This window comes from Caenispirillum salinarum AK4, assembly GCF_000315795.1.
In the GTDB taxonomy this organism is placed as follows: Bacteria; Pseudomonadota; Alphaproteobacteria; order Rhodospirillales; family Rhodospirillaceae; genus Caenispirillum; species Caenispirillum salinarum.
This window is the reverse complement of sequence record NZ_ANHY01000006.1, coordinates 306,590-333,026: the sequence shown is the minus strand read 5'-3', so window position 1 is coordinate 333,026 and position 26,437 is coordinate 306,590. Positions and strand designations below refer to the sequence as shown.

Here is a 26,437-nt window from a genome sequence, read left to right as displayed (position 1 = left end):
CCGGGCGTGGTTTTGATCGGATGGGTCAGGCGGCCTGGTTGTCGTCGCCCGGAACGGGCAGGGCCGAGGCCGCCAGCCAATCCGTGAAGTCCTTCTTGGCGCGTGCCGTATAGGCCGCCTTGCGATCGCGCCCCTTGATCTTCCGGCCCGTTTCGGGGTTCCGCAGGATGTCCGGCAGAAGCCCGAAGTTCACGTTCATGGGCTGGAACGTGTCCGCCTCCGCGCCGCCGGTGATGTGGTTGAGCAGTGCCCCCATGCCGGTCGTGACCGGCGGCGGCCCCTGCTCAAGCCCCAGACGCTCGGCAGCGGCGAAGCGGCCGGCCACCAGGCCCATCGAGGCGCTCTCGACATAGCCCTCGCAGCCCGAGATCTGGCCCGCGAAACGCAGGCGCGGCATGGCCTTCAGCCGCTGCCGGTCGTCAAGCAGGCGCGGGCTGTTGAGGAAGGTGTTGCGGTGGATACCGCCCAGCCGCGCGAACTCGGCGTTTTCCAGGCCGGGGATCATGCGGAAGATGTGCTTCTGCTCGCCCCACTTCAGCTTGGTCTGGAAGCCGACCATGTTGTAGAGCGTGCCCAGCGCGTTGTCCTGGCGCAGCTGAACCACCGCATACGGCTTGACCGTCGGGTTGTGCGGGTTGGTCAGGCCGATGGGCTTCATGGGGCCGTAGGTGAGCGTCTGGCGCCCGCGCTCGGCCATCACCTCGATGGGCAGGCAGCCCTCGAAGTAGGGTGTGCCCTCCCACTCCTTGAACTCGGTCTTCTCGGCGGCCAGCAGGGCGTCGAGAAAGGCGTCGTACTGCTCCCGGCTCATGGGGCAGTTGATGTAGTCGGTGCCCGTGCCCTTGTCGTAGCGCGACTGGAACCACGCCGTGTCGAAGTCGATGCTGTCCTTGTAGACGATGGGCGCAATGGCATCGAAGAACGCCAGGCTGTCCTCGCCGGTCAGCGCGGCAATGGCCTCGGCCAGCGGCGCGCTGGTCAGCGGACCGGTGGCGATAATGACGCTGTCCCAGTCCTCGGGCGGAAGGCCCGCGACTTCGCCGCGTTCTATGGTCACCAGCGGGTGCGCCTCCAGGGCCGACTGAACGGCCTGGGAAAAGCCCTCGCGATCAACCGCGAGCGCCCCGCCGGCGGGCACGGCGCAGGCATCGGCGCAGCGCAGGATCAGGGAGCCGGCGCGGCGCATCTCCCAGTGCAGCAGGCCGACGGCGTTGTAGTCGTCGTCGTCGGACCGGAAGGAGTTGGAGCACACCAGCTCCGCCAGGCCGTCGGTCTGGTGGGCGTCGGTGCGGCGGACCGGGCGCATCTCGTGCAGCACGACGGGAACGCCGGCGCGGGCCAGTTGCCACGCCGCCTCGGACCCGGCGAGACCGCCGCCGATGATATGAACAGGGCGAATGTCGGACATGGCGCCTCATGTAGTCGGTGCGCGGGGCGCTGTCCAGCGTTGACTTGCGCGCGCGCGGCCCCATTCTATGTGCGCCTTTCGCGGCCGGTCCGAACCGGACCGCCGCCCATCGCTTCGGAGCCCGCAATGGACCAGTTTCTCGACGGTATCAGTGAATTTTTCGGCAGCGACGTTCTGGCCGCCATTGTGGCGGGCTTCGCCGCCCTGCTGCTGGTCAAGGTTGTCCCGCGCCTGATCGCCGGGGCACCGTTCGTACCGCCGCGCGAGGTCAAGAAGCGGCTGGACTCGGGCGAGGACGCGCTGGTCATCGACGTGCGCGAGCCGCACGAGTTCAATGATGCGCTCGGCCACGTGCCCGGCGCGCTGAACCTTCCCATCTCCCAGCTGACCAGCCGTGCCAAGAGCCTGAGCGAGGACCTGAAGGCCTATGCCGACACGCCCGTCTACCTGGCGTGCAAGTCGTCCAACCGGGCGGCCTCGGCGGCGCGGACGCTGAAGGGCGCGGGCCTGCGCAACGTGCAGGTGGTGGCCGGCGGCATGATGAAGTGGAACCGCCAGGGCCTGCCCGTCCAGCGCGGCTGATCCGCCGCCCGCGGCGGGCGGCGGCGGGGTCAAGTTCATGGTTTCAACAAAAGGCCGAAGGCCTTATACAGGGCCCCGTCGTTTCATCGCCAGTCATCGAGGAGACCGGGGCGTCATGAAGAAATCCTACTACGTCATCGGCGGCGAATACGCCGACACCAGCTTCACCAAGCCGGCGCCGGGCACCGAGCTGGAAAAGCACGGCCCCTTCACCGAGTTGGAGGCCCACAACTTCTGGCGCTCCATCACCGGCCAGACCGTGGACAACGCCATGGTCCGCTACGTGGTCAAGAACGAGGACGAACTGCCCGACCAGCAGTTCTACGTGGTCGGCGGCGAGTACAAGGACACCAGCTTCACCGACATGGCGCCGGACCGCGAGTTCGAGGTCTACGGCCCGTTCCAGAAGCAGCAGGCGCTCGACTTCTGGCGCGGCCTGACCAGCCAGACGATCGACAGCGCCACGCACCGCTACGACATCGTCACCGATCCCGACCGTACCCGCGAGAAGCAGGCCCAGGAAGCGTCCTGAGGCGCCGGGCGGCGCGCGGTCCTGTCCGACAGTCCCCCAGTCTCCCGGACCGCCCCGCCCAGCGGACGAAGACAAAGAAGGCCCGGCCGGACGTGCGTTCGGTCGGGCCTTCGCGTGTTCACGGGGCAGAGGTGCCGTCCGTCGCGTCCTGGCGGTCTTCGACTTCCTCGGCAGCAGCGGCCTCCTCGGCGGCGGCGGCTTCGGCCTGCTGTTCCTCGTAGGCTTCCTCGGCCACCTCCACGGCGGCCACGGTGGCGACGGCGCTGGTGGCGTAGGAGCCGCCCAGGTAGACCGCCGGCGCCTGCTCCTCGGTCGGCACGGCGTCGCGCTTGGCGATCCGCCAGGACGCATAAAGACCGAGCGCCACATGGACCACCACGAAGTAGAGGAAGAACCCGTTGGGCCCCAGCGCATCCACCGAGAAGCCGGCCGCCAGCGTCCCGACGGTGGAGCCCAGCCCGGACATGAGCACCAGCGTCGATGAGGCCCCGACCATCTTCTTGAACGGCACCCGATCGTTGGTTTGCGCCACGGCCAGGGAATACATGGAGAAGGACAGGCCGCCCAGGCCGGCGGCGGCGATCAGGGAGAGGACGGTACCGGGCTCCAGAACCAGCGCGACGGCGGCGACGCAGGCCGCCATCAGGGTGACGGCGGTCATCACCTTGCGGCGGTCGTAGCGGTCCGACAGGCGCCCCACCGGCCACTGGACGACCACGACGCCGATCAGCGCCACCGACACGAAGATCGACACCAGCGAGCGCGACAGGCCCGCCTCCTGCGCGTAAACGGCCGCAACGCCGACAAGGGCGCCGTTGGACATGCCGGCGGCCACCATGCCCGTCATGCCGAGCGGCGCCAGCTTGTACAGCTCCCGCAGCCGCATCTTTTCCGGCGCCTCGAAGGGCGGAGCCCCGCCGACCGTCAGCAGGATGGGCACCAGGGCCGCCGACACCAGCACGGACACCACGACGAACAGAACGAAGCCGCCGGGGTCGGCGACGTTCAGCAGCAGCGGTCCCGCCCCCATGCCGGCCATGCAGACCACCATGTAGATGGACAGCATCTGGCCGCGCGTCTCGTTCTGGCTCTGGTAGTTGAGCCAGCTTTCCGCCACCACCACCAGACCGGCGAAGGAGAAGCCGGTCAGGATGCGCATGGCCGTCCACACGATGGGGTCGACGTAGAGCGTGTGCAGCAGCACGGCGATCGACGCCACGGACGCCAGCGCGGCGAACACCCGCACATGCCCGACCCGCGCCACCAGCCCGGGCGCGAACAGCGATCCCACGGCAAAGCCCGCGAAGTATCCCGACTGAATGATGCCGGTGATGCCGGGCGGAAAGCCCTCCAGGATGGACCGCACGCCGAGCAGGGTGCTCTGCAGGCCGGTGCCCAGCATGACCAGCCCCATGCCGAACAGCAGCGCCCAGCACAACATCACGGCCTGGAAAAGCGACGCGCCCCCGCTCGCCGCCGCGGTGTCGGTGGAGGAGGAGAGCGGGGCGGAGACGGTGTCGCTCATGCAGGGATTCCTGGCGCCGGCTGTCTTTTCAAGCAAGAGCGAAGCATCGGCCGGCGGCCATGTAAACCATGGAAATCGTTGCGAATGCGGAAAACTTTCCGATGTCGAGGCGCTTGCCATGCGGCCGTCGCGTTATCACCTTACCCGATGGCAAAACCCTACGAGAGGTAAGAGGATGACCTGTGGCTGTGGCTTCCTGTCCCGGCGCCGCGTGCTTACGCTGGGCGGTGCGGCTCTGGCTGCGCTGCCGCTGGCGGGATGTGATGACGGCGATTGGCCCATTGATCTGGTCAGCGACGAAACGGTGCGGGAAATGGGCCTGGTAAGCTGGCGGCAGCTCAAGGAGCAGACGCCGCTGTCCGACCAGGCGCGCCTCCATCAGGTGCTGGACACTATCGGCACGCGCATGCTGCGGGCCATGGGCGAAGATCCTCAGGCGTGGGAGTTGCAGGTGTTTCAGGGCGATGCCGTCAACGCCTTCGCCCTGCCGGGCAACAAGATCGGCGTGTTCGAAGGCATGATGCGCTTTGCCCAGACGGAGGCGCAACTGGCCGCCGTGGTGGGGCACGAAATCGGCCATCATCTGGCGGAACACGCTCAGGAACGTATGAACGCCGCCGTCGCCAAGGATTTCGGGCTGGAGGCGGTGGAATTCTTCCTTGATATCGGCGACGTCGCCTATGCGCGGGAAATTGCCGCCGTGCTTGGGCTGGGCGTGGAGGTTGGCCTCACGCTGCCATACACGCGGGAACACGAACTGGAGGCCGACCGCCTGGGCTTGCGGCTCATGACGGACGCCGGCTATGACCCGCGCGCAGCCGTGCAGCTCTGGCGCCGCATGGCCGGGCAGGGCGGTGGCCAGCCCGCCTTCCTGTCGACCCACCCTGCGCCGGCGGACCGGGCGGAGCGGCTGGAGGAGATCATTCGGGGGGCGTGAGAACGGGGACGCTGCTTAAAGCAGGTGCTTGGGAGGCGCTAGGCTCCGTTGGTGGACGTTCCCCCGATGGGAGCGCGGTAGGATGGCCAGCAGTGGATGTAGATTCCTGCTTTCGCAGGAATGACGAACGATTCCTTTCTCTAAATCAACTGATTGGAAAAAGGCGTCACCCCTGTGAAAGCAGGGGCCCACCTCCGGCGTTTGCCAGCCCGACGCCTGTGCTGCGGAGAACGTCGAACAGCTTCCCGAGCGCTTCGAAAGCAGACTCACGCCCGCAGCCGGGTCGCCACGTTGGTCAGGTAGGGCTCCAGGTAATGGCCGGTGTGGCTTTCGGGGGCCTTGGCGACCTCTTCCGGCGTGCCCGCCGCCACGATGCGCCCACCGCCCGAGCCGCCTTCGGGGCCGATGTCGATGATCCAGTCGGCGGTCTTGATGACCTCCAGGTTGTGCTCGATCACGACCACCGTGTTGCCCTGGTCCACCAGATGATGCAGCACCTCCAGCAGCTTGCGGACGTCCTCGAAGTGCAGGCCGGTGGTGGGCTCGTCCAGGATGTAGAGCGTGCGGCCGGTGGCGCGGCGCGACAGTTCCTTCGCCAGTTTCACGCGCTGCGCCTCGCCGCCCGACAGGGTGGTCGCCTGCTGCCCCAGGTGAATGTAGCCGAGGCCGACCTGCTTCAGAAGCTCCATCTTGTCGCGGATGGCGGGGACGGCCTTGAAGAACTCGGCCGCCTCTTCCACCGTCATATCAAGGACATCGGCGATGGACTTGCCACGGTAGGTGACCTCCAGGGTCTCGCGGTTGTAGCGCTTGCCCTTGCAGACGTCGCAGGTGACGTAGACGTCCGGCAGGAAATGCATCTCGATCTTGATGAGGCCGTCGCCCTGGCACGCCTCGCAGCGACCGCCCTTGACGTTGAAGGAAAACCGCCCCGGCTTGTAGCCGCGCGCCTTGGCCTCCGGCAGCCCGGCGAACCAGTCGCGGATGGGCGTGAAGGCGCCGCAGTAGGTCGCGGGGTTGGAGCGCGGGGTGCGGCCGATGGGGCTCTGGTCGATGTCGACGATCTTGTCGATGTGCACGATGCCGTCGATGCGGTCGTGCGGCGCCGGATGCTCGCGCGCGCCGTGAAGGGTGCGGGCCAGGCCCTTGTAGAGCGTCTCGATCACCAGCGACGACTTGCCGCCGCCCGACACGCCGGTCACGCAGGTGAAGGTGCCCAGCGGGAAGTCGGCCGTCACGTCCTGAAGGTTGTTCGCCTTCGCGCCGACCACGGACAGACTCTTGCCGTTGCCCGTGCGGCGCTGCGCCGGAACCGGCACGAACTTCTTGCCCGTGAGGTACTGCCCGGTCAGCGAGGCGTCGTCGTTCATCACATGGTCCGGGGTGCCCTGCGAGACGATGGTGCCGCCGTGCAGCCCGGCGCCGGGCCCCATGTCCACCAGATGATCGGCAGAGCGAATGGCGTCCTCGTCATGCTCGACCACGATCACCGTGTTGCCGATGTCGCGCAGGCGCTTGAGGGTGGCCAGCAGGCGGTCGTTATCGCGCTGGTGCAGGCCGATGGAGGGCTCGTCCAGCACATAAAGCACGCCCGTCAGGCCCGACCCGATCTGCGAGGCCAGCCGGATGCGCTGGCTCTCCCCGCCCGACAGAGTGCCGGAGGTGCGCGACAGGGTCAGATACTCAAGCCCCACGTTGTTCAGGAATGTCAGCCGCTCGTTGATCTCGCGCAGGATGCGGCTGGCGATCTCCTGGTCCTGGGGCTTGAGGTGCGGCGACAGCGTCTCGAACCACTGCCGCGCCCCGCCGATGGACAGGTCGGTAATGGCCGAGATGTCCTCGCCGGCCACCTTCACCGCCAGCGCCTCGGGCTTCAGGCGCTTGCCGTTGCAGGCCTCGCAGGGGGCGGAGGCGCGGTACTTGTCCAACTCGTCCCGCATGTTCTGCGACTCGGTCTCGCGGTAGCGCCGGCCGATGTTGGGGATGACGCCCTCGAACGGCCGCTCCGTGGTGAAGGACCGGGTGCCGTCGCGGTACTGCATGCGGATGGGCTCGCCGCCCGAGCCGTGAAGGATGACCTCGCGCACCTTTTCCGGCAGGTCCTTCCACGGCGTCTCCATGTCGCACTCGAAATGCTCGGCGACGCTTTGCAGGGCCTGCTGGTAGTAGGGCGAGACCTGGCCGGTCATGGCCCACGGTGCGACGGCGCCCTGCCGCAGCGTCTTCCGCTCGTCGGGCACCACAAGCATGGGATCGAAATACATCTTCAGCCCCAGGCCGTCGCAGGTGGGGCAGGCGCCGAAGGGGTTGTTGAAGGAGAACAGCCGCGGCTCGATCTCATCAATGGTGAAACCGCTGACGGGGCAGGCGAACTTGGCCGAGAACGTGGTGCGCTCGCCCGACCGCGCGTCCTCGGCAAAGGCCAGGCCGTCGGTGAGTTCGAGTGCGGTTTCCAACGAGTCGGCGAGGCGGCTCTCGATGCCCTCCTTCACCACCACGCGGTCGACCACGACCTCGATGTCGTGCTTGAGCTTCTTGTTGAGGGCCGGGACCTCGTCGATCTCGTACATCTCGCCGTCGACCTTCAGGCGCTGGAAGCCCTTGGCCTGAAGCTCGCGCATTTCCTTGCGGTACTCGCCCTTGCGGCCGCGCACGATGGGGGCCAGCAGGTAGAGGCGGGTGCCGTCGCCCATCTCCATGATGCGGTCGACCATCTGGCTGACCGTCTGGCTTTCGATGGGCAGGCCCGTGGCCGGGCTGTGGGGCACGCCGATGCGCGCCCATAGCAGGCGCATGTAGTCGTAGATCTCGGTCACCGTGCCCACTGTGGAACGCGGATTCTTCGAGGTGGTCTTCTGCTCGATGGAGATCGCCGGCGACAGGCCCTCGATGCTTTCCACATCGGGCTTCTGCATCAGCTCCAGGAACTGGCGCGCGTAGGCGGACAGGCTTTCGACGTACCGCCGCTGGCCTTCCGCATAGATGGTGTCGAACGCCAGAGACGACTTGCCCGAGCCCGAAAGCCCCGTAATCACGATCAGCTTGTCGCGGGGTAGGGTGACGTCGACGTTCTGAAGGTTGTGCTCGCGCGCGCCGCGTACGACGATCTCGTGCATGGGTTCGATTCACCGTTTGTCCTGAAAGCACCCCTATATGGCCCGAACGTGGCCTCCTGCCAAGGGTTGGAACATTCGTTCGCCCCTGGCAACAGTCGGGCATTCGGCATTGTCATGGCGAGTGTCTTCCGCTATGACCGCCCGAATGGCCCCAGAGGGCCGAAAGACGTACAGGGAGCTGTTAAACTTTGATACGGATCGAGAACGTCTCAAAGTCCTTCGGCGGCATCCAGGCGGTTCACGCATGTTCCTTCGACATCGAGAAGGGTTCCGTGACCGGCCTGATCGGCCCGAACGGGGCGGGCAAGACGACGCTTTTCAGCATCGTCGCCGGTTTCGTAGCGCCGACCGAAGGGCGCATCGTCCTGGATGGCGAGGACATCACCCAACTGGCACCGCACGAACGCTTCCACAAGGGGCTCGTTCGCACCTTCCAGATTCCGCAGGAGTTTTCGCGCATGACGGTGCGCGAAAACCTGATGCTGGTGCCCGCCGGGCAGTCGGGCGAAAGCCTGTTCTCCGCGTGGTTCCGCCGGGGCCGGGTGTCGGCAGAAGACAAGCGCATCGCCGAAAAGGTCGACGAGGTGCTGGACTTCCTGGAAATCACCCACGTCGCCGACGAGGTGGCGGGCAATCTCTCGGGCGGCCAGAAGAAGCTCGTTGAACTGGGCCGGACCATGATGACCGACGCCAAGGTGGTCCTGCTGGACGAGCCGGGCGCCGGCGTGAACCGGACGCTGCTCAAGAAGATCACCGACGCGGTGCAGCGCCTGAACACGGAACGCGGCTACACCTTCTGCATCATCGAGCACGACATGGACCTCATCGCCAAGCTGTGCGACCCCGTGGTCGTCATGGCCCAGGGCACCGTGCTGACCCAGGGCACGATGGACCAGGTGAAGGCCGACCAACAGGTGCGCGAGGCGTACCTGGGCGGCGGCATGAGCGGCGGGGTGGAAGCATGAGCCTTCTCGACATCAAGCAGATTCACGGCGGCTACGGCGGGATGAACATCCTGAACGGCGTCGACCTGACCGCCGACCGCGACGAGATCGTCGTCATCATCGGTCCCAACGGTGCGGGCAAGTCGACGCTGCTGAAGGCCGCCTTCGGCATGCTGAAGATCAACGACGGCACGATGACCTTCGACGGCGAGGACATCACCCACCTGCGCCCCGACCAGCTTGTGGGCAAGGGCATCTCCTACGTCCCGCAGGAGCGCAACGTGTTCCCCAGCATGACCGTGCTGGAGAACCTGGAAATGGGCGCCTACCTGCGCAAGGACGACTACTCCAGGCAGATGGAGTGGATCTTCGAGCTGTTCCCGCGCCTGGCGGAACGCCGCAAGCAGCAGGCGGGCCTCATGTCGGGTGGCGAGCGGCAGATGGTCGCCATGGGCCGCGCGCTCATGCTGGAGCCCAAGCTTCTGCTGCTCGACGAGCCGACGGCCGGCTTGTCGCCGCTGTTCATCGACCAGACGTTCGAGCAGGTGAAGGCCATCAACAAGACCGGCGTCGGCATCCTGATGGTGGAGCAGAACGCCCGCCAGGCCCTGCACATCGCCGACCGGGGCTACGTGCTCACCACCGGCCGCAACCGCATCACCGACACCGGCGCCAACCTCCTCGCCAACGAGGAAGTGTCCGAAGTGTTCCTGGGCGGCTGACGGGGGAATTTCATTGTGATCGACTTTCTGCAACTGCTCGTCTACGGCGTGGTGCTGGGCAGCATCCTGACGCTGGGCGCCATCGGCGTGTCGCTGATCTTCGGCATCCTGCGCTTCGCCCACTTCGCCCACGGCGACATCATGACCCTGGGCGCGTTCTCCGCGTTGGCCGTGGTCAGCCTGGGCCTCCCCGTGCTGGTGGCCCTGCCCATCGCCATGGCGATCACCGCCGTCATCGCCGTGGTCATCGACCAGACCATCTACCGGCGGCTGCGGCGGACCGCGCCCGTGATCCTGCTGATCTCCAGCTTCGGCATGGCGCTGGGCCTGCGCAGCCTGATCCAGCTGATCTTCGGCCCCAACAACCAGGTGTTCGCCAAGGGCATCCAGATGCCCTACCGCTGGGGCGACATCGTGGTGAAGCCCGACCACCTGCTCATCGTCGGTGGGGCCATCGTGCTGGTGCTGGTGGTGCACATGTTCCTGTCGCACACCAAGATGGGCAAGGCCATGCGCGCCATGTCCGACAACGTGGACCTGGCGGCGGCCTGTGGCATCCCGGCCGAGCGCGTGGTGATGTGGACCTGGATTCTTGCCGGCTGCCTGGCGACGGCCGCGGGCGTTTTCCTGGGCATGGACGCCCAGCTTCACCCGGTGATGGGCTGGAACATCCTGCTGCCGGTCTTCGCCGCCACGATTCTGGGCGGCATCGGCAAGCCCTATGGCGCCATTGCCGGCGGCATGGTGATCGGCATCGCCATGGAGCTGTCCACCATGGTCATGCCGCCGGTCTACAAGCCCGCCGTGGCCTTCGCGATCATGGTCGCCATGCTGATCTGGCGTCCCCAGGGTATTTTCAAGGGGCAAGCGTGATGGAACTGTCCGGACTGCTTTTCTACGGGATCTCGCTGCTGACGCTGGCGGGCATCTACGGAATCCTGTCGCTGGGCCTCAACCTTCAATGGGGTTTCACCGGCCAGTTCAACATCGGCATCGCCGGGTTCTTCGCCATCGGCGCGTATTCGACGGCGATCCTGACGGCCGCCCCCAGCAACAGCTTCGTCGGCGGTTTCGATCTGCCGACGCCGGTCGGCCTCCTGGTGGCCGTCATCATGTCGGGGCTGCTGTCGGTGGTGATCGGCTGGGTGACCATGCGATTGCGCACCGACTATCTGGCCATCGCCACCATCGGCATCGCTGAAATCATCCGGCTTCTGCTGAAGAACGAGGACTGGCTGACCAACGGCGTGCGCGGCATTCCCGCGATCCCGAAGCCCCTCGGCCTTGATAGCCCGCTGGCCTTCCTGATCGGCATCATCGTCGTTCTGGTGGTCGTCTACCTGCTGATGGAAGCCGCCCGCAAGAGCCCCTGGGGCCGCGTGCTGCGCGCCATCCGCGAGAACGAGAACGGCGTCATGGCGGCGGGAAAGAACATCCAGCGCTTCCGGCTTGAGGCCTTCGTGGTGGGCTCCACCGTCATGGGCCTGGCCGGCGGCCTGTATGCCCATTACTTCGGCTTCATCAGCCCCGAGGCGTTCGAGCCGCTGTTCGCCACCTTCCTGGTGTGGGTGATGCTGATTGCCGGCGGGTCGGGCAATAACAAGGGCGCCATCCTGGGCGCGGTGCTGATCTGGTTCGTCTGGTCGGGGTCCGAGCTTGCGACCGGCTATCTGCCGGCGGAGTGGCAGGCCCAGGCGGGCGCGGTGCGCGTGCTGCTGGTGGCGATCCTGCTGCAGGTCATCCTGCTGACCCGTCCGCAGGGCCTGCTGCCCGAGGATATGGGTGCGGGCCGCACCAGCGATCCGACGCCCAAGGAAGGCCGACCGCGCAAGGTTCCGGCCGGAGAGTAGGGCGGCGCGTCCGCATCATCGAGGAAACGGCGGTCCGCACGGGCCGCCGTTTTTTCTTGTCGACGGAACACGCTACTCGCCGATGTGCACGTCCCAGCGCCGCCGAAGGGGGGCGACGGCCATGAGCGCCGGCAGCACCACCAGCGTGCACAACAGCGTCAGCCCGACCGCCACCGTCAGCAGGATGCCCATGCTGGCCGTCCCGGCGTGATCGCTGAGCGCCAGGCTGGCGAAGCTGCCGATGGTGGTCAGCGTGGAGTACACCACCGCCCGCGGCGTCGACGTGTGCAGCAACTCCGATGCCCGGCCTGTCGCGCGGGCACGCTGCACGATGTGAATGGCGCTCGCAACGCCCAGGCCGAACAGCAGCGGCAGCACGATCACATTGGCGAAGTTCAGCGGCAGGCCGATCACCACCGACACGGCGGCCGTCATCAGCGTCGCCAGCCCCAGCGGCGCGAAGACGTAGACGATGCCACGCACCGACCGGAGCACCACCAGCAACAGCAGCACCGTCGCGGCGGCCGAGATCGCCATGGCCTCGAACAGCGACCACAGCACTGTGCGGCCGGCCTCCAGAATGGTCACCGGCGGACCGGTCACCGCCGGCGCGACGGACCGCACCTCGCCCACGAAATCGGCCAGGGCCGAGCGGTCATGGACGTCGACGGCCGGAACCACCTCCACCCGCGCCCGGCCCGTCTGGGACAGCCAGCGCGTGGTGACGGCGGCGGGCAGGTCCTCCAGCGCCACGGGCTGCGCCTCAAGCGCCATGTTCAGGTCGTCCAGCACCTTGGGCAGGGTGCGCATGAGAGCTGCCTCGGCCTCCTCGGGCGGAAGCTCGCCCAGCACAGCGTGCAGGCGCCGCGCAGCCTCACTGATCTGCGGGCGCTCAACGGCGCCGTCGGCAAGCCGGTCGAGCGTCTGGCGCAGGTCGGAAACCGCCTGCCCAAGGTCTGCGCCTTCCGGCTGCGGCCGGCGGTCGGCGGCGAAGGCCGCGCCGAGCACCAGCGCCGCCTCGTCCACCAGGTAAAGTTTGTCCTCCTGCTCGGTCGGTACGCTGGCAGCGATGGTGGTCGCCTCCTGCACCGTCTCCAGGCCCCCCAGCCGCTCGGCCAGAGCCTCGGCGGCGGCCTGGTCTTCGGCCAAGACCTGGGCGGCGTAGAAGTTCACGTCGCCGGCTTCCATCAAGTCGTCCAGCGCCTGCACCGATGGTGCCTCCGGGTCCTTGAGGTTCAGCGGATCGAAGTCGAAGGACACGAAGGGCGCGAGCACCGCCGAAACCAGCGCCAGGGCGGCTGCCGTGCCGACGATGCTCTTTGGGTGGTTTTCCAACGTCCGCACCAGCCGCGCCGAAGGGCCGCGGGGCAGGCGGATGCGCCGCGGGTGCATGATGGAGATCAGCGCGGGCAGCACGGTCAGGTTCGCCAACAGCGCGATGCCCATGCCCATGCCGGAAATGAGCCCCAGTTCCGCCAGCCCGACGTAGGAGGTGGGCAGGAAGGCGAAGAAGCCGATGGCGGCGGCGATGGCGCTGAGCGTCAGGCTGTCGCCCACGTCGCCGGCGGCCTCGTCCAGTGCCTGGGCGTGGGTGCGGCCGTGGTCCCGGCCTTCCTTGTAGCGGAGCGAGAAGTGGATGCCGAAGTCCACCGACAGGCCGATGAACAGCACGGCGAAGGCAACGGAGATCAGGTTCAGGGAGCCGACCACGAACAGGCCGACGGCGGTGGTCCAGATCAAGCCCATCACCAGGGTCAACAGGGCCGAGATCACCATCCGCACGCTCTTGACGCCGAACCACAGCAGGACCGCCACCAGCCCCAGGGAGATGAGGCCCGACAGGCCCATGCCGGTGCGCACGCTTTGCAGTTCGTCATAGGCGAGCGCCACCGGCCCGGTCCGGTGAACCGTTACGCCGTACTCTGCCGCAAGGTCCAGGCGGTCGGTCAGGCGTTCCAGCGTGCGGATCGCCGTGGCGCCGGGCGCTAGGCCGGTGTAGTCCACCTCCGGCTGGGCAACGATGATGCGGCGGACAGGGGCGGTTGCGACCGGCGGCTGCGCATCGACCTCGCCGCTTGTCGCCGCCTCTCCGCCCGCGGCGCCGCCTCCGCCCAGCACGCCGCGCCACGACAGCACGGCCGTGGGATCATCCCCGGCGCGCGCCTCCGCCACCGCCGCCATCCGCGTCAGGATGTCGTCGAGCTGCGCCGCCGCGTCGTCGGTCAGGCGCTCGGGGTTGTCAGCCATCATGCCCAGAAGCCCGGCCAAGCCGCGCAGGGACGGGTCCTGCCACAAAGGGCCCAGGAACGGCTGCGCCTCGGTCAGGCGGTCGACGGTATCCTCCAGGGCCTCCACATCGCGGTACAGCAGGCCGTGACGGCGGAAGAAGGGGTCGGCGGCCGGATAGAACACGGTGTCGAACACCGTGTCGCGGCTCATGGCCTCGGCCAAGCGGCCCGCGGCCTGCTCCACCAGTTCGGGCGTCTCTCCTTCCACCACCACCAGCAGGGTGCGGCTCAGTTCGGGGAAGGCGGCGCGCAACTCCTTGGCCTGCTGGCGGAAGGGCAGGGCGGGGTCCAGCATGTCCTCGGTTTCGGAATTCACCGCCAGGTTGCTCGCCACGAACCAGGCCGACACGACGGTGAACGCCACCGCCGCCGCCACCACGGCCCACCGCGCACGGCAGCAGGCGCGCACCAGGTGGATCATGAAACGGCGGTACCGGTCGGCGATGTTCACGGACACAAGGCCTCTCCCCTGGCGTTAGGACGCGAGCGGCAGTCTAGGGGAACCGGCCGGACCGCGCCATGACCCGGCCGGCGCATGTAAGCTTTTCCTTTCGTAGAACGCCCGAGCGTGCAACAGTATCGGCAGTCAGGGGATCATCTGTTTCCGAACGCGACAGTCGACCTTATACGCCGGAGAGCGCACGATGAGCGGTCACGCCGCCTTTTCCATCGAGTCGATCCAGCCCGGGACGCATGTCTGCTACCTGTACGATAGTCCAGACCAACGGATGGACGCCATCGGGCGCATCATGGCCGGCGTGCTGGCGAACGGCGGATCGACGGACTACTTCGCCTGCGAGACCGAGCTTGACCTGATCCACGACCATCTGGTCCAGCGCGGCATTCCCCGCGAACTTCTGGCCGAGCCCCATTTCCAGTTTCGCGACGCCCGTTCCACCTACGCGCCCGGCGGGCGGTTCGATCCTGCCGCCATGCTGTCGACGCTGCGGCGCGCCTATGCCGACATGCACGGCAAGGTGAGCGGCACCGTGTTCTTTACCGGCGAGATGGACTGGTCGCTCGATCCCGGCCTGCCGGGGGTGGACGATCTGGTGTCATACGAGCGCCAGGTGAACGCGGTGGTGACAGACAGCCCCTTCAGCGCCATCTGCCAGTACGACGCCCGGCTGTTCGATGGCGAACTGCTCTTCCAGATTCTCAAGGCGCATCCGCTTATGCTGGTGCGCAACCAGATCGTGCCCAACCCGTACTACGAACCGCCGAGCGAAGCCGAAGCCCGCGCTTGCTGTGACGGACACGCGCACGGTCATGCCTGACCCGACCGCGTCGCGTCTGCTGCTTCTGGCCTGTGTGGCGCGGTCGATGCCCGGCCGCCAGCAGTTCGAAGGATTCGTGGGCGCCGGCCTGAAGGAGGTTCCCGGCGTCGGTAGGGCGCAGGTGACGGCGCGGCTGGACATCGGCACGCCCGAACCGCCGGCCGGCTGGCAGCGGTTTCCACTGGTTTCGGGCACGGAGACCTTCGGCGTTGTCGACTTTCGGATCGATGATCCAGAGCAATTCGCGCCCTACGCCGACGACCTGCGCAACGCCATGAACCTGTTGGCCCTGGAGCTTGAACGCCGCGCCATGGCGGCGGCCCTGGAGGACGCCCAGACGGCCCTTGAACGCGCTTATGACGAGATGGACGGCATGGCGGAGGAGAACCCCGCGCGCTCCACCCGTTCCTGGGGCTGAGGCGGGGCGGTTGCCGCAGCATCCGCCCCGTCCAGTTCGTTCCGTCCTGCGGTCATCATGCCTTTTCCAGCCGTGCGGGCAAGGCCTGCCGCGCCGCCGAGCCGACGGCCCAATCCCCGAGGGTCGCGCGGCCGTCGCGGGTGGGGTCCAGCAGGCCGATCTCGTTGAGGTTCACGCCGGCCGAGAAGCCGCCCAGGTCGGGCTGCATCACCCCGTCGATCTCATGCCGGCGGGCGCCCAGTTCTCTGTGGCCGTAGCCGTGCTCCACCGCGATGGCTCCCGGCGCGATGCCGTGGCGGACCAGGGCGGTGGCGATCACGCTGCCGTCGGGCGTCGACAGCCGCACCGCGTCTCCCGAGACGATCCCCAGCCGTTCGGCGTCCTTCACGCCGATGGAGATGGGGTTGTTGGGGTGCACCTGGCGCAGGCGCGGCGCCCCGATGGAATAGCTGGACTGCATGTTGGACTTGTACGACGACACCAGGAACGGCCAGTCCTCGGCGGTGTAGCGGTCGCGGATCGCCGTGCCGTCGGCGAATCGCTGCGGGAACCATGTCGGCGTGCCCTTGAAGCGCTCGCCGGTCATGGTGTTGACCGCCGCGCCTATGGTTTCGTTGTAGACGCAGAAGCCGGCCGGCGCGGTGACCTTGTTGGTCAACTCGTCGCCCTGGTAGGCCTCCGCGTAGTCCTGGAAACGGCCGCCGCGGGCGTAGACGTGAGCGACCTTGCGCACTTCCTCGGGCTTCAGGGCACGGTCCAGTTCGGGCATGATGCGAGCAACACCGGACAGGGCGATGTCGTCGTCGGTGGCGTCGGGGACGGGCGCACCGCCGGCATAGGCCACGTTGGCGCCCGCGCGGATGTACCAGTCCTCCGGCCGGTTGAGCGGATGCATGGCGCCCTCCGCGTCCTGGATCACCCCTTCGCCGAAGCCCGGCAGGCCCATGCGCTTGCCCACCGCGATGAAGAACGTCTCCATGGTCACGCGGTCGTCCTCGGCCGTCTTCGCCTGGCGCGGCTCGATCACCGGCCAGCGGGCGGTGGATGCCTTGGTGACCGTGCCCGACCACGGCACGGCCCAGCCCCAGCTTTCATACATCACGCTGTCGGGCACGATGTAGTCGGCGTTGGCATTGGTCTCGTTGATGAAGGCATCGACGGCGACGAACAGCGGCAGCACCTTGGGGTCCTTCAGCTGCTCCCCGATCGCGGCCTTTAGGCCGGCGTGGCCGTAGATGGGGTTCGCCATGAAGCTGACGAGGGCCTTCAGGCCGTATGGGTAGCCGTTCACGGCGCTGGTCAGGTACTCGGTCAGCATGGGCGGCGAGAACGGATACCACGGCGCCCTGGTGGGGTAGGGGCTTTCCCCGGCGGCCGTGCGGCGCTTGAACTCGCTGGTCTTCTGGTAGGGGAAGCGCGAGCGCGACAGGAAGACGCCGGCGGGCTTCACCATGCCGGGAAACTTTTTCAGGTTGTAGCGCGGCCCCGGCGCGACTTCGGGGAATCCCCCCATGCTGTCGACCATGCCGCCCTTCTGGTTCCAGTTGCCGATCAGCAGGTTCAGCATCAGGACCGCATAGGCCGTATAGAAGCCGTTGGCGTGCATGGAGCCGCCGTGGGTGTCGATGGCGGCCTTCTTGCCGTGGGCGGTGAACTCGCGCGCCAGGCCCTCGATTGCCTCGGGCTTGATGCCGCAGAAGGAAGCGTAGTCCTCGATGGTGTGGCGCTGCGCTTCTTCCTTGAGAAGCTGGAGGCTGGTCTTGACCGCGACCGGCCCCTCGGGCGTCTCCACCACGCCGTCGTGGAACAGCGCGGCCGGCGCGGGCTTGCCGTGCGGACGCACCGACCCGTCGGCGGCGTCGATGCAGAGGAAGGCGTCACCCTTCTTGTAGCGCTCCGCACCCTCCACGTCCGCCAGCGGCAGGCCCAGGTCGGAGGCCCGCAGGAACCGGCCCTCGCGCGGGTGGCCGTCCTGCGTCACCACAAGGTGGCTGGCGTTGGAGAAGCTGGCCTCCCCGGCGGCCTCGGCGGCGGCGGGGCCAGGCTGGGAGAGGTAGCGGGCGTCGAAACGCTCGTGCTCCAGGATCCAGCGGATCATGCCCATGGCGAGGGCGGCGTCGGTGCCCGGCGTGATGGGCAGCCAGCGGTTCCGCTCGTGCGCCGCCATGCTGGAGGCATTGGTCAGCACGGGCTCGACCACCACGTAGTTCAGCACGCCCTCCGACCGCGCCTTGGCGACCATGCGGCCCTGGCGCTTGAAGGGCTTGCCGGCGTTGCCGGGGCTGCTGCCCAGGAAGATGGCGAACTCGACGTGCTCGAAGTCCGGCTTTCCGTGGGCGTAGCCCTTCAGGTCGTTGAGCACCGCGCCCGAGCCCACACGCATGGACAGGCCGCAATAGCTGCCGTGGTGGGCATAATTGCGGGTGCCGTAGCAGTTAAAGGCAAAGCGCTTGAGAAAGCCCTCGCGCCCCTCCGACGTCGCGTGGATGACGGCCAGCTGGTTGGCCTTGGGGCCGTATTCGGGGTTGTCCGGGTCCAGCGGCGTCTCCAGGTCGCGGATGGCGCGCAGGCCCTCCACCGGCCCTTCGCCGAACAGGTCGCCGCCCTCGACGATCTCTTCCACCAGTTGCTCGAAGCGGATGGTCTGCCACTTGCCCGACCCGCGCGGGCCGACGCGCTTGAGGCACTCGGTCACGCGGTAGGGGTTGGTGATCTGCGCCAGCGCCGCGTTGCCGCGTCCGCAGGCGGTGGAGCGGCCGGCAAGCCCGGCCTCGCCCTTGCCCGTCAGCGACAGGAAGGCCTCGCGGATGGAGGTTTCGTAGGGCAGGTGCGTCTCCGCCGACAGCGGATGGTACGGATTGCCGGCGACCCGCAGGACGGCGCCCGTCTGCTTGTCGGTGCGCACGCGCACGCCGCACATGGTGTTGCAGGCCATGCACATGGTGAAGGCGACCTGCTGGTCGGGGTTGGGCACCAGGTCTCCGGTCTCGGCGTCGACGGAGAATTCGGGCTTGGGGGCGTTGAAGGTGCGCGGGTCGCGCGGGGCCTCGCCGGCGGTGCCGTGGATCAGGCCCTCGGCGGTCTTGGCGATGGTTTCGCTGTAGCCCGCGCCGAAGGCGGCCAGGCCACCGACGGCGGCGGCGCCCTTCAGGAGGTTGCGGCGGGAAGTCATGGCGGTGCTCCTAAATCTCGGAGGCTTGAGGCATCATTCGGCGGCGTGGGGGACGGCATGGTCGGCGCGTGAGGCCGACGCGGCGGCATCGCTCCGCCCGCGCCAGGAGGCCAGCATGGTGAGGATCGCGACGACGGCCACCCACAGGCCCATGGCGGCGGCGATTCCGGCCAGGCCCTCGGACCCCATGGGCAGGTGGACCTCGTAGAAGCCGGCGCCCGTCTTGGGGATGGCCTGCCCGCCCATGAAGACGGTCCAGCGGAACATCCAGGCGGAGTGCAGGGCGATCAGCCCGGCCAGCCAGCCCAGGCCGCGCGGCTTGGCGAGGCCGAAGACCAGCAGCACGAAGGCGGTCATGGTCGCCCAGGCGGCCACGCCCATCCAGACGTTGGAGCCGGCGACGATCTCCAGCGCGCGGGCCTCCGCCGTGCCGATGCCGCTCCACCCCAGCGCCAGCCAGACGGCGCCGTTCAGCAGCACGAGGCCGGAGAACAGGGCGAGCATCCGATAGAAGCGGCGGTCGGTGACGGCGTCATGCCCGGTGAGAAGCCGGTTGAACAGCAGGCCCAGGCCGGCGGCGCCCGTCAGCGCGGTGAACAGGAACATCACCGGCAGGGTGGCGGTGTTCCACAGCGGCCGGCTCTCGACCACCATCACCTCCATGCCCGTGTAGACGACCACGGCCAGGCCGGCGAGGGCGGTCAGCCCGGCAATCGGCCTCACGAAGCCCGACAGGTCGCCGGAACCCAGCGCCAGCAGACGCGCCGGGGCGGGGCCTTCCCTCAGGGCGGGGCGCATCACCAGCCAGCCGTAGACCACGGCCAGACCCACATAGGCGGGCAGCAGGAGCGAGCCCCAGCTCATCCACGACCAGGGGGTGAAGTGGGCGTAGAAGTGCCAGAAACGGCCGGGCTGGTGCATGTCGGCCAGCAGCGCCACGGGGGCGGCGAGGGCGGCCGACAGCATGATGAGCACGGCCAGCCGCCCCAGCCGGTCGCAGTCCGCCTTGCCCGCCAGGAAGCGCGGCAGGGAGAGGAAGGCGCCGGCCGTCGACAGGCCGATCAGGAAGAAGTAGGAGACGGCCCAGGGCAGCCAGGCGGCATGGCGGCTGACGTTGACGGTCTCGATGATGTCGGGCACGTTCATGGCTCAGACCTCCCCGATCCGGTGGCCCTGGTCGTCGCGGACGACCCACAGCGCGGCCTGGCCATCGACCTTGCCCTGGAAGCGATCGTCCAGGCCGATGTAGAAGACGTGCGGGCTGGTGCCCTGCTCGGGCCGCAGCACCTTGACCTCATGCTCGGCCAGCAGGGCGTTGATCTCGCTGTCGGGGTCGAGCAGGTCGCCGAAGACGCGGGCGCCGCCGGTGCAGGTTTCCACGCAGGCGGGCAGCAGGCCGACGTCGGTGCGGTGGGTGCAGAAGGTGCACTTGTCGGCGGTCTGGGTCTCCGGGTTGATGTAGCGGGCGTCGTAGGGGCAGGCCTGGACGCAGTAGGCGCAGCCGACGCAGCGGTCGGCGTCGACCAGCACCTTGCCATCCTTCTGCTGGTAGGTCGCCTGCACCGGGCAGACCGGCACGCAGGGCGGGTCCTCGCAGTGGTTGCACAGGCGCGGCAGCGTGTAGGTGGCGGCGGGCTGGGTGGGATCGTCGGCGTCGCGCACCTCGTACTGCGAGACGATGGTGCGGAAGTCGCCCAGCGGCACCTGGTTCTCCATGGAACAGGCGACGGTGCACGCCTGGCAGCCGATGCACTTGCGCAGGTCCACCACCATGGCATAGCGCCTGGACGCATCGCCGCCCCGCCGCATGGGCGCGGCGGCGGCGGCCGTCTCGGCAGTGGCGACGCAGATGGCCGCGCCGGCGGTGACCGAGCAGGCGCCCTTCAGAAAGTCGCGGCGGCTCGAATCCATTGGTCATCCCCTTCGGGTCCTTGGCATGAAGCGGGGCGGAGAGTGGCGCCCTCCGTCCATGTCCTCACGCTAGGCGCGTATGGCTTTTGGGGGTATTGGGGATAACCCCAGTAAGCCTGAGGGGATTGCTAAGGGATTACCGTCAGGGATCGCCGTCAGGAAGCGTCGTCCCGGGCCGCGTCGCCGAGGGTCATCAACATCCGCGCGAGATCGGCGGCGGAGGTGCAGGCCATCTTCTCCAGGCCGTTGTGACGGTGGACCTCGACCGTTTTCTGGGAAATGTCCAGTTCGTGAGCGATGACCTTGTTCTGCAGGCCGTCCGCCACCTTGCGCAGGGTCTGCCGCTCCCGCGGCGTCAGGGTTCGCCAACGGCGCAGCAGCGAATCATGGTGGTCCCGCTCCGCCAGGCGTTCGCGGTGGACGTCGACGGCCGCCTGAATGCGGTCCAGCACCACGCGGTCGTCGAAGGGTTTCTCCACGAAGTCGAAGGCCCCGGCCTTAAGCGCGCGAACGGCCATGGGTACGTCGCCGTGTCCGGTGATAAAGATGATGGGCACCGTCATGCCGCGGAGGCGAAGTGCCTCCTGCAACTCCAGACCGGACATGCCGGGCATGCGCACGTCCAGCAGCAGACACGCCGGCCGTTCGTCACGAAAAGCGCCGACGAAGGCATCGGCAGAGTCGTAGGCCGCCACCTCGTAATCGGCAGAGCGGATGAGCCAAGTCAGCGAGTCGCGCAGGGCGTCGTCATCGTCGACGACATAGACCAGCGGCGGCGGTTCCTGGTGCGGTGTCTGGACCATGCCCAGGTGATAGCGCGCGGCCGGACCGGCGTCCAGGGTCAGTGGAAACGCATGGGGCGCACCCGGTCGGAGATGGGACCCACCAGACGCTCTATGCGGGCCCTGGTGCTGGGATGGGTGCGCAGAAAGCCAAGACCCCGGCGCTGCCGTCCCGGGCCGCCCCCGATCAGCCGCGCCAGTCCGCCGGCGGGCAGCGTCTCAAGCTTCACCAGCGCCCGGGCGAGGCCGACGGCGTCCCCCGTGAGCCGCACCGCGTCGGCATCGGCGGCGAACTCCCGCCGGCGCATGAGCGCGAGATGCAGCAACGTCGCGGCCCAGGGCGCCAGGGCGATCAGCCCGACGACCCAGGGGATCACGGGCTCGGGTGTCAGCAGGACGATGAGCACGGCGGCGATCAGGCCGAAAATGGCCAGCGTGTGGATCACCCGGCCGAGCGCGGCGGCCAGGTTCATGAGCGTCGTGTCCTCGGCGGCGATGTGGGCGATCTCGTGCGCCAGCACGCCCCGCATCTCCCGCTCGTCCATCACCACTGTCATGCCGTCCGACAGGGCGAGGGCGGAGCGGCTGGAATCCCCCACAGCCACCGCCAGGATGCGGCCGCCGCGCACGCGGTAGAGGATGGGAGCGGCCTCCAGGCCCGCCGCGTCCGACAACTCGATCAGGATGGTGTAGAGCCCCGGAGCCTCCTCGGGATGGACCGGGCGGGCGCCGATGACGCGCATCGCCAGGTCCACGGGCACCTTGGGCACCAGAACGATGGTCACCGCCATGGCGATGACGGCCACCGCAAGACCGCTGGGGCCCGAGAAGAGCCAACCGACCAGGCCCAGCACAAGGCCCATGGCCGTCAACGACGCCAGGGCGTCGGGGCGCAGCAGGGCGCGCCCGGCGGCCATGGTTAGAACTGCCCGGTCTGTTGGACCTGCCGCAGGTAGGCCTCCACTTCGGCATGGTCGACGAACAGGCCGGCGATCTGGGAGAGCAGGAGCAGCATTGCCGCGCGGTCCCACCCCGTCAGCACGGGCGCGCCGGCGATGGGCTCGCGGCGGATGGCGGCGACGACGCCAATGCCCAGGGCGCCGAAGAAGCAGATTTCGCTGAAGGTGGCAGCAACGAGCGGCGGCGGCATCACCGACGCGATCAGGACGGCAAAGGCGATCGCCAGGGCAACGCTGATGAGCGAGCGGCGGTTGAAGTCCATGCGGCCCTGGTTGCCCGGATCGCGGCCCGGCCCGCGCCCGCCCGAGCCGTTCCAGCCGCCGCCCCGGGAGGGGCCGTCGTCGCGGTCGGGGTCGTTGCGGAAAAAGCCTGGGGCTTTCATGGCGGTGGTCCTTCTGTCAGGCCGGCGTCGATGCTCCATGCTGGAGATAGTGGTTTTTGCCGTTCAATCAACGCGGAAACAAGGCCCTGCGTGGCGAAAACGGCGGCGCGGGCCGCTGGGCCCGCGCCTGGATGTGTGGCATGTCGGGGGCCGCGCGTCAGGCGGCGGTGGTTTCCGTCTTCTCGCCTTCCGGTGCGGTCGTCGTGCCGGCCTCGACGGTCTTGGCGCCCGAGCCGCCCTTGATGGCGATGCGCTTGGGCTCGGACCGCGCCTCGGCGGGCTTGCGGACCTTCAGCGTCAGAACGCCCTTGTCCACCGTCGCGTCGACGGCCTCGGCGTCGACGTTGTAGGGCAGGCGGATCGACCGGGCGAAGCTGCCATAGGTCCGTTCGACCACATGACGGCCCTCTTCCTTGCTTTCCTTTTCCTCCTTCTTTTCGCCCTTCACGGTGAGCATGTCGCCGGTCAGGTCGATGGCGAGATCCTTCTCGTCGACGCCCGGCAGTTCCATGGACACGATGATGTCGGTCTCGGTCTCTTCGACATCCATGCGCGGAACCATGGTCCCGGCCGCGGTCAGGGTCGGAGCGGCCCAGCGGCCGGAGAAGGCGTCGTCGAACAGGCGATCCATCTCGCGGCGGAAGGCCGTGAACGGATCGGTGTCCCGGGTGGCGGGGCTGGACACATGGCGCCCGCCCGCCCACGGAACCAGGGTCCTCAGGTCAAGCATGGCATCCTCCCACGACTGTGCGGGAGGCGGGTCCGGCGGCGGTGTCTACGCGCGCGGGCCGCCGGGCCCGACGTCCCGGAACGGATACTCTGTGGCGGGAAAGGACGCGACCGGCGCCCTTCCGCCGTCACACACCCATTGTACGACCGCTGCTGAAAGGCCGGAAAAGAAAAAGGGGCGCAAAGGCGCCCCTTCGGAAGGACGATCCCGCCGGGTCGGGATCGTCCGAAATATCACAATCAGTCCAGATGCTTACCTGCGGTGATGTAGATGATCCAGCTCATCATCACCACGACCATGAACAGGCCGAAGTACAGGATGCCGTACAGGCCGAAAATGAAAATGGAGATGTAGCCCAGCAGGCCTGCCAGCGCCACCAGGGTGACGCCCAGGCCCTGCAGCGCGGTCTTGGCGCGCGGATGCAGGCGGGTGCCGCAGTCCGCCGTCCAGTCAAAGAGGGGCGCGCGTTTCAGGGCCGCGTTGACCACCAGCACGACGACGCCGGCGGCGGCGAAGGCCGCGACCAACTGGCCCAGGAAAACGGTGGACCCGGTGGCCTCGGCCACGGCGGGCAGGGCGAAGGAGGCTGCGGCGATCAGCGCGAACACGGCGCTCATCACCCAGTTTCCGGCATAGCGAATGGAGAACATCGGGGGATATGTCCTGGCTGTTGTCGATGAGGATGCGTCAGGGCGGCATCCCATTACCATGTGTGCATGTATTCCGACAACAAGACTCGACTAATCCATAAAGATAAAAGGGGCACCTCGCAAGAGATGCCCCGTCGAAAACATGAATAAAGATAGGGGTAATGGCTGTGCCCCTTGCACGTCCTTAGTCCATGTGCTTGCCGGCGGTCAGATAGACCACGAAAACCAGCATGGCGATCGCCAGCAGCACCATGGGAATGATGAAGACCGGCCACTTGAAGATGTAGAGCGCGATGTAGAAGGCAAGGCCCGCCAACCCGACGCCGACCACGCCCAACGCCTGGAGCCCCGCCTTCACCTGCGGATGAAGGTGCTCGCCCTTGTCGTCGGACCAGTCGAGGCGGGGCTTGCGCCCCATTGCGGCGGCACCCAGGAAGACCAGGATGCCGACGGCGCTGCCGATGGCAAGCAGGGTGAGAAGGGCGTCGACGCCGCCCGGCAGTTCGGCGGTCGATCCGACCACCTGCGCGATGACGATCACCACAAAGAATAGAATGGCGACCGCCAGGTTACCGGCATAACGGGGTGAGAACATCCTACCTCCACTGTCCGATTTTTGTCGTTCAGGCGAGGCTCAGACCGCAATTCCCTTCGCCGATGCAGGCACCATCGAGAAGGCGTCGACCAGTGGATACACGATGTATCGCAGGCCAGCCGCCGCCACCAGCAGGAGAACGGCAGTCGTCAGCATCAACCGGAGACGAGCGTACCACGCCGGCGCCAATCCCGACAGTACCGCTCGGCGATCCGCGATGAAGGCCGCCAGGAACCCAAGCATCAGCACGCCATGCTGCAACGGCGGCCCGAAGGCCAGCGCCGCCCAGCCGACAAGCGAGGGGGTCACGCCCCAGATGAGAAGGGCGCGGGGAACCCCATAGGGCATGCGCAGCACCAGCCCCCAGTGGACGGCGCCCAGGAACGACAGGATGACGGCGCCGTAGCTCATCTGCGCTTCAAGCGCCATGGAGTCGAAGGGGTGCCGGAACATCCAGACGCCGATCGTCCCGATCACGAAGGGGATCAGTCCGGCGATGGCCAGCCACCATGCCATGCGCTCCAGCCGGCGCTCGTCGGCGCGCGGATCGCGGGCATCGGGATCGCTGACGGAAGACTGTGTGGCGGTACTCATTGGCGCCTCCGGGCGGCGGCTGGATCAGCGGAGGCGGGGCCCCCGTCTTAACCATACGCTCGACATGGGCGCGTGGATCGGAGGCCGCAAGGCGGCTGGAAGATGAAGCAACAGCCGAGCAGCGGAAAGCCCGCCCCGCGGCGGCGGGACGGGCTTCCAATCTCGGCGTAGGAACCGGCGCGTCAGTCCTGCTGCTGCTCACCAGTCTCGCCGCGCATATCCTGGCCGGCCGGTTCCATGGCCGTCTGAGCCGGGCCCTGCATGCGGCCGTAGTCGAACGGGTCCATCTCGGCCAGTTCGTCGGCCTCGTAGCGCAGGTCATAGGCCTCGGCGTCGGGCGTCCAACCATAGCCGTAGCCGTAGAAGGGGTAGGCATAGGCGCCGCCGACGCCGTAGCCGGCGTAGTCGGGCTGGACGACGACGGCGTCGAGCTTTCCGTCCTCGGTGAAGATCGCGTCGTCGATATAGCCATAGCCGGCGCCGGTGTTCAGCACCGCATAGTCGTCGATCAGCCCGGTCAGCTTCCACGTCTGGCGCCCGGCGATCAGGTCGTCGTCGACCACGCGGGTGGACTGCAGGTTGCTCTTGTTGACGATGCTGGGCTCGGCATAGAGGCCGTACTCGGCGACGGTGTCCTCGGTCACCGGAATCTGGAACCCACCCTGGGTCATTTGCACCTTGTCCCAGGGCACTGCGATGTGGGTGTCACCGATGTCCCAGAAGCCGCCGACCTGGGCGATGATGGCAACGATCTGGTTGTCGCGGTCCAGGATGACGTTCTCGACGCTGCCGATTTCGTCCATGTTCGGGCCGAAAACGTCGGCGTCGAGCATGGTCTCGGCGCGCAGCCCGCCCTGGTACAGCTCGTCATAATTCCACTGGCTGAGAACCTGGATGTCCTGGTTCTGGCCCTGGGCCGCCTGCTGCTGGTTCTGCATCTGCTGGTTCTGATTGCCGCCGTCCTGCGCGAAGGCGGCGCCGCCCAGGGTCATGGCGATGGCGAGGGCGGAGACTCCAATGTGCCTGGTCATGCTGTCATTCCTCCGTTGCCCTAATGGGATG

24 protein-coding genes are annotated in these 26,437 nt (G+C 67.7%); 9 read left to right on the top strand and 15 right to left on the bottom strand.

Translation table 11 applies throughout. From position 1 onward, the window contains the following. Positions 1-25: 25 nt before the first annotated feature. A complete protein-coding gene (gene trmFO, locus C882_RS07930; RefSeq protein ID WP_009540055.1) occupies positions 26-1,408 on the bottom strand; it encodes a methylenetetrahydrofolate--tRNA-(uracil(54)-C(5))-methyltransferase (FADH(2)-oxidizing) TrmFO in 1,383 nt (460 codons plus the stop codon). 126 nt (positions 1,409-1,534) lie between these two features. Between trmFO and C882_RS23915 the strand changes: the two genes are divergently transcribed. Both C882_RS23915 and C882_RS23065 read left to right on the top strand, forming a co-directional pair. Continuing rightward, positions 1,535-1,990 (top strand): rhodanese-like domain-containing protein, encoded by a 456-nt coding sequence (locus C882_RS23915; protein ID WP_009540054.1) that lies wholly within the window; start codon positions 1,535-1,537, stop codon positions 1,988-1,990. Between the two features lie 115 nt (positions 1,991-2,105). After that, complete coding sequence (locus tag C882_RS23065; protein WP_009540053.1) at positions 2,106-2,522, top strand: DUF4170 domain-containing protein; 417 nt, start codon at positions 2,106-2,108, stop codon at positions 2,520-2,522. A gap of 118 nt (positions 2,523-2,640) precedes the next feature. On the opposite strand, the gene C882_RS07915 is transcribed toward C882_RS23065, so the two are convergent. Continuing rightward, positions 2,641-4,047 (bottom strand): MFS transporter, encoded by a 1,407-nt coding sequence (locus tag C882_RS07915; RefSeq protein WP_009540052.1) that lies wholly within the window; start codon positions 4,045-4,047, stop codon positions 2,641-2,643. Between C882_RS07915 and C882_RS07910 the strand changes: the two genes are divergently transcribed. Beyond that, the gene (locus C882_RS07910) at positions 4,046-4,984 is read left to right on the top strand and encodes a M48 family metallopeptidase (protein ID WP_160166777.1); all 939 of its coding nucleotides are present in this window, start codon (positions 4,046-4,048) and stop codon (positions 4,982-4,984) included. The genes C882_RS07915 and C882_RS07910 overlap by 2 nt on opposite strands. A 266-nt stretch (positions 4,985-5,250) precedes the next feature. Here C882_RS07910 and uvrA read toward each other — a convergent pair whose 3' ends face one another. After that, the gene (uvrA, locus tag C882_RS07905; RefSeq protein ID WP_009540050.1) at positions 5,251-8,100 is read right to left on the bottom strand and encodes an excinuclease ABC subunit UvrA; all 2,850 of its coding nucleotides are present in this window, start codon (positions 8,098-8,100) and stop codon (positions 5,251-5,253) included. Between the two features lie 188 nt (positions 8,101-8,288). Here uvrA and C882_RS07900 point away from each other — a divergent pair, with 188 nt between their 5' ends. The 4 genes from C882_RS07900 to C882_RS07885 are packed head-to-tail and all read left to right on the top strand — an operon-like array spanning position 8,289 to position 11,616. Continuing rightward, entirely contained in the window at positions 8,289-9,065 is a 777-nt protein-coding gene (locus C882_RS07900; protein WP_009540049.1) for an ABC transporter ATP-binding protein, read from the top strand. Continuing rightward, positions 9,062-9,766: an ABC transporter ATP-binding protein gene (locus C882_RS07895; RefSeq protein ID WP_009540048.1), complete on the top strand. Its 705-nt coding sequence runs from the start codon at positions 9,062-9,064 to the stop codon at positions 9,764-9,766. Before C882_RS07900 ends, C882_RS07895 begins: the two co-directional genes overlap by 4 nt. A 15-nt stretch (positions 9,767-9,781) precedes the next feature. Further along, on the top strand, positions 9,782-10,639 hold the full coding sequence (locus tag C882_RS07890; RefSeq protein ID WP_009540047.1) for a branched-chain amino acid ABC transporter permease: 858 nt from the start codon (positions 9,782-9,784) through the stop codon (positions 10,637-10,639). Further along, positions 10,639-11,616 carry a branched-chain amino acid ABC transporter permease gene (locus C882_RS07885; protein WP_009540046.1) on the top strand — a complete coding sequence of 326 codons (978 nt, stop codon included), beginning with the start codon at positions 10,639-10,641 and terminating at the stop codon, positions 11,614-11,616. The genes C882_RS07890 and C882_RS07885 overlap by 1 nt, the downstream gene beginning before the upstream one ends. Before the next feature lie 72 nt (positions 11,617-11,688). Here C882_RS07885 and C882_RS07880 read toward each other — a convergent pair whose 3' ends face one another. Then, entirely contained in the window at positions 11,689-14,355 is a 2,667-nt protein-coding gene (locus C882_RS07880) for an MMPL family transporter (RefSeq protein WP_160166776.1), read from the bottom strand. 193 nt (positions 14,356-14,548) lie between these two features. On the opposite strand from C882_RS07880, the gene C882_RS07875 reads away from it, so the two are divergent. Further along, positions 14,549-15,181 (top strand): MEDS domain-containing protein, encoded by a 633-nt coding sequence (locus C882_RS07875; protein ID WP_052000040.1) that lies wholly within the window; start codon positions 14,549-14,551, stop codon positions 15,179-15,181. Beyond that, complete coding sequence (locus C882_RS07870) at positions 15,174-15,599, top strand: hypothetical protein (protein WP_043644141.1); 426 nt, start codon at positions 15,174-15,176, stop codon at positions 15,597-15,599. The genes C882_RS07875 and C882_RS07870 overlap by 8 nt, the downstream gene beginning before the upstream one ends. 55 nt (positions 15,600-15,654) lie before the next feature. Here C882_RS07870 and C882_RS07865 read toward each other — a convergent pair whose 3' ends face one another. The 11 genes from C882_RS07865 to C882_RS23060 form a co-directional block, all read right to left on the bottom strand. Beyond that, the gene (locus C882_RS07865) at positions 15,655-18,771 is read right to left on the bottom strand and encodes a molybdopterin dinucleotide binding domain-containing protein (protein WP_009540042.1); all 3,117 of its coding nucleotides are present in this window, start codon (positions 18,769-18,771) and stop codon (positions 15,655-15,657) included. Positions 18,772-18,804: 33 nt separating this feature from the next. Beyond that, positions 18,805-19,917, bottom strand: coding sequence for an NrfD/PsrC family molybdoenzyme membrane anchor subunit (nrfD, locus tag C882_RS07860; RefSeq protein WP_009540041.1), 1,113 nt, complete (start codon positions 19,915-19,917; stop codon positions 18,805-18,807). Positions 19,918-19,920: 3 nt separating this feature from the next. Beyond that, the gene (gene dsrO, locus C882_RS07855) at positions 19,921-20,682 is read right to left on the bottom strand and encodes a sulfate reduction electron transfer complex DsrMKJOP subunit DsrO (RefSeq protein ID WP_009540040.1); all 762 of its coding nucleotides are present in this window, start codon (positions 20,680-20,682) and stop codon (positions 19,921-19,923) included. Positions 20,683-20,837: 155 nt separating this feature from the next. Beyond that, a complete protein-coding gene (locus C882_RS07850) occupies positions 20,838-21,485 on the bottom strand; it encodes a response regulator transcription factor (RefSeq protein WP_009540039.1) in 648 nt (215 codons plus the stop codon). Between the two features lie 38 nt (positions 21,486-21,523). Next, positions 21,524-22,381, bottom strand: a complete 858-nt coding sequence (locus C882_RS07845) for a zinc metalloprotease HtpX (RefSeq protein WP_009540038.1) — start codon at positions 22,379-22,381, stop codon at positions 21,524-21,526. 2 nt (positions 22,382-22,383) lie between these two features. Next, positions 22,384-22,806: a hypothetical protein gene (locus C882_RS07840; protein ID WP_009540037.1), complete on the bottom strand. Its 423-nt coding sequence runs from the start codon at positions 22,804-22,806 to the stop codon at positions 22,384-22,386. 157 nt (positions 22,807-22,963) lie between these two features. Next, the gene (locus tag C882_RS07835; RefSeq protein WP_009540036.1) at positions 22,964-23,536 is read right to left on the bottom strand and encodes an Hsp20/alpha crystallin family protein; all 573 of its coding nucleotides are present in this window, start codon (positions 23,534-23,536) and stop codon (positions 22,964-22,966) included. Positions 23,537-23,775: 239 nt separating this feature from the next. Further along, positions 23,776-24,186 (bottom strand): hypothetical protein, encoded by a 411-nt coding sequence (locus C882_RS07830; RefSeq protein WP_009540035.1) that lies wholly within the window; start codon positions 24,184-24,186, stop codon positions 23,776-23,778. Between the two features lie 184 nt (positions 24,187-24,370). Then, positions 24,371-24,781, bottom strand: coding sequence for a hypothetical protein (locus C882_RS07825; protein ID WP_009540034.1), 411 nt, complete (start codon positions 24,779-24,781; stop codon positions 24,371-24,373). A 39-nt stretch (positions 24,782-24,820) separates the two neighbouring features. Beyond that, complete coding sequence (locus tag C882_RS07820) at positions 24,821-25,375, bottom strand: DUF3429 domain-containing protein (RefSeq protein ID WP_009540033.1); 555 nt, start codon at positions 25,373-25,375, stop codon at positions 24,821-24,823. A 182-nt stretch (positions 25,376-25,557) separates the two neighbouring features. Then, positions 25,558-26,406, bottom strand: a complete 849-nt coding sequence (locus C882_RS23060) for a PRC-barrel domain-containing protein (RefSeq protein ID WP_009540032.1) — start codon at positions 26,404-26,406, stop codon at positions 25,558-25,560. Positions 26,407-26,437: the final 31 nt, after the last annotated feature.

Excerpts from the sequence above, each read along its gene's own strand:
- C882_RS07865 (WP_009540042.1), bottom strand. The coding sequence starts at position 18,771 with ATGACTTCCCGCCGCAACCTCCTGAAGGGCGCCGCCGCCGTCGGTGGC.
- C882_RS07915 (WP_009540052.1), bottom strand. The coding sequence starts at position 4,047 with ATGAGCGACACCGTCTCCGCCCCGCTCTCCTCCTCCACCGACACCGCG.
- C882_RS07870 (WP_043644141.1), top strand. The coding sequence starts at position 15,174 with ATGCCTGACCCGACCGCGTCGCGTCTGCTGCTTCTGGCCTGTGTGGCG.
- nrfD (WP_009540041.1), bottom strand. The coding sequence starts at position 19,917 with ATGAACGTGCCCGACATCATCGAGACCGTCAACGTCAGCCGCCATGCC.
- C882_RS07850 (WP_009540039.1), bottom strand. The coding sequence starts at position 21,485 with ATGGTCCAGACACCGCACCAGGAACCGCCGCCGCTGGTCTATGTCGTC.
- C882_RS07820 (WP_009540033.1), bottom strand. The coding sequence starts at position 25,375 with ATGAGTACCGCCACACAGTCTTCCGTCAGCGATCCCGATGCCCGCGAT.
- C882_RS23915 (WP_009540054.1), top strand. The coding sequence starts at position 1,535 with ATGGACCAGTTTCTCGACGGTATCAGTGAATTTTTCGGCAGCGACGTT.
- C882_RS23060 (WP_009540032.1), bottom strand. The coding sequence starts at position 26,406 with ATGACCAGGCACATTGGAGTCTCCGCCCTCGCCATCGCCATGACCCTG.
- uvrA (WP_009540050.1), bottom strand. The coding sequence starts at position 8,100 with ATGCACGAGATCGTCGTACGCGGCGCGCGCGAGCACAACCTTCAGAAC.
- C882_RS07910 (WP_160166777.1), top strand. The coding sequence starts at position 4,046 with ATGCAGGGATTCCTGGCGCCGGCTGTCTTTTCAAGCAAGAGCGAAGCA.
- trmFO (WP_009540055.1), bottom strand. The coding sequence starts at position 1,408 with ATGTCCGACATTCGCCCTGTTCATATCATCGGCGGCGGTCTCGCCGGG.
- C882_RS07875 (WP_052000040.1), top strand. The coding sequence starts at position 14,549 with ATGAGCGGTCACGCCGCCTTTTCCATCGAGTCGATCCAGCCCGGGACG.
- C882_RS07835 (WP_009540036.1), bottom strand. The coding sequence starts at position 23,536 with ATGCTTGACCTGAGGACCCTGGTTCCGTGGGCGGGCGGGCGCCATGTG.
- C882_RS07840 (WP_009540037.1), bottom strand. The coding sequence starts at position 22,806 with ATGAAAGCCCCAGGCTTTTTCCGCAACGACCCCGACCGCGACGACGGC.
- dsrO (WP_009540040.1), bottom strand. The coding sequence starts at position 20,682 with ATGGATTCGAGCCGCCGCGACTTTCTGAAGGGCGCCTGCTCGGTCACC.
- C882_RS23065 (WP_009540053.1), top strand. The coding sequence starts at position 2,106 with ATGAAGAAATCCTACTACGTCATCGGCGGCGAATACGCCGACACCAGC.
- C882_RS07845 (WP_009540038.1), bottom strand. The coding sequence starts at position 22,381 with ATGGCCGCCGGGCGCGCCCTGCTGCGCCCCGACGCCCTGGCGTCGTTG.
- C882_RS07895 (WP_009540048.1), top strand. The coding sequence starts at position 9,062 with ATGAGCCTTCTCGACATCAAGCAGATTCACGGCGGCTACGGCGGGATG.
- C882_RS07830 (WP_009540035.1), bottom strand. The coding sequence starts at position 24,186 with ATGTTCTCCATTCGCTATGCCGGAAACTGGGTGATGAGCGCCGTGTTC.
- C882_RS07885 (WP_009540046.1), top strand. The coding sequence starts at position 10,639 with ATGGAACTGTCCGGACTGCTTTTCTACGGGATCTCGCTGCTGACGCTG.
- C882_RS07825 (WP_009540034.1), bottom strand. The coding sequence starts at position 24,781 with ATGTTCTCACCCCGTTATGCCGGTAACCTGGCGGTCGCCATTCTATTC.